This window comes from Saccharothrix carnea, assembly GCF_003014735.1.
Classification (GTDB): domain Bacteria; phylum Actinomycetota; class Actinomycetes; order Mycobacteriales; family Pseudonocardiaceae; genus Actinosynnema; species Actinosynnema carneum.
Genome location: NZ_PYAX01000039.1, coordinates 1 through 1,489, shown reverse-complemented (window position 1 = coordinate 1,489; position 1,489 = coordinate 1). Strand labels below are relative to the sequence as shown.

Annotated in this window: 1 protein-coding gene; it reads right to left on the bottom strand. The window is 70.8% G+C overall.

Going from position 1 to position 1,489, the window contains the following annotated elements; genetic code table 11:
* Positions 1 to 1,489 (bottom strand): acyl-CoA carboxylase subunit beta (locus tag B0I31_RS39850; RefSeq protein ID WP_425444485.1); only part of this gene is annotated, 1,489 nt, incomplete at both ends.

Sequence of the window (1,489 nt, the reverse complement as noted above, 5' to 3'; positions counted from 1 at the left end):
TGCGTTTGTCGCGGAGTGCGTTGAGGCCGCGGGCGATGGCGGCGCGGGTGTCGGCGGGGTCGATGACGTCGTCGACGAGGCCGTGTTCGGCGGCGTGGTAGGGGTGCATGAGTTCGGCGCGGTAGTCGGCGACGAGGGTGGCGCGGAGCCGGTCGGGGTCGTCGGAGGCGGCGAGTTCGCGTCGGTGCAGGAGGTTGACGGCGCCTTCGGCGCCCATGACGGCGATTTCGTTGGTGGGCCAGGCCAGGGACAGGTCGGTGCCCACGGAGCGGGAGTCCATGACGATGTAGGCGCCGCCGTAGGCTTTGCGGAGGATGACCTGGACGCGGGGGACGGTGGCTTCGCAGTAGGCGTAGAGCAGTTTGGCGCCGTGGCGGATGGCGCCGCCGAGTTCCTGTTCGGTGCCGGGCAGGAAGCCGGGTACGTCGACCAGGGAGACCAGGGGGATGTTGAAGGCGTCGCAGAAGCGGACGAACCGGGCGGCTTTCTGGGAGGCGGCGACGTCGAGGACTCCGGCCAGGACCATCGGTTGGTTGCCGACGACGCCGACGACGCGTCCGTCGATGCGGGCGAGGGCGCAGACGACGTTGGGTGCCCAGTGTTGGTGGATTTCGAGGTGGTGGGCGTCGTCGACGATCTCGGTGAGCACGGTGCGGATGTCGTAGGGCTTGTTGGGCTCGACGGGGACGATGTCGGCCAGTCGGGGTCGGTGGTCGGTGGTGGCGCCGCGTGGGGGTTGTGCGGGTGGGGGTTCGAGGTTGTTGGAGGGTAGGAGGGACAGTAGTTCGCGCACGCCTTCGAGGCAGGTTTTCTCGTCGTCGTGGACGAAGGTGGCGACGCCGGAGTGGGTGCCGTGGACGTCGGCGCCGCCGAGGTCGTCGTGGGTGACGCGTTCGCCGGTGACCTGGGCGACGATGTCGGGTCCGGTGAGGTAGAGCTGGGCGGTGTCGCGGACCATGAAGGTGAAGTCGGCCAGGGCGGGGGAGTAGGCGGCGCCGCCGGCGGAGGGTCCGAGGACGACGGCGATCTGGGGGATGATGCCGGAGGCGGCGACCTGGCGGCGGAAGATGCCGCCGTAGCCGTGCAGTGCCAGCACGCCCTCTTGGATGCGGGCGCCGCCGCTGTCGTGCAGGGCGATGATCGGTGAGCCGGTGGCCAGGGCGTGGTCCATCACCTTGTGGATCTTCGCCGCGTGTGCCGCGCCCAGGGATCCGCCGGAGATGGTGAAGTCCTGGGCGTAGACGAACACCTGGCGGCCGTCGACCGTGCCGGATCCGGCGACGACGCCGTCGGTGTGGGCGCCGGTGGATCCGCGGCGGTAGAGGTCGATCTCGACGAAGGACCCGACGTCGAGCAGCAGGTCCAGCCGTTCGCGGGCGGTGAGCTTGCCCAGGGTGTGCTGCCGCGCCACGGCCTCGGGCCGCCCGGCCGCGATCCGCGACCGCAACCGGCCGTGCTCCTCGCGCAACCCCGCCATCGACCGCTCGGC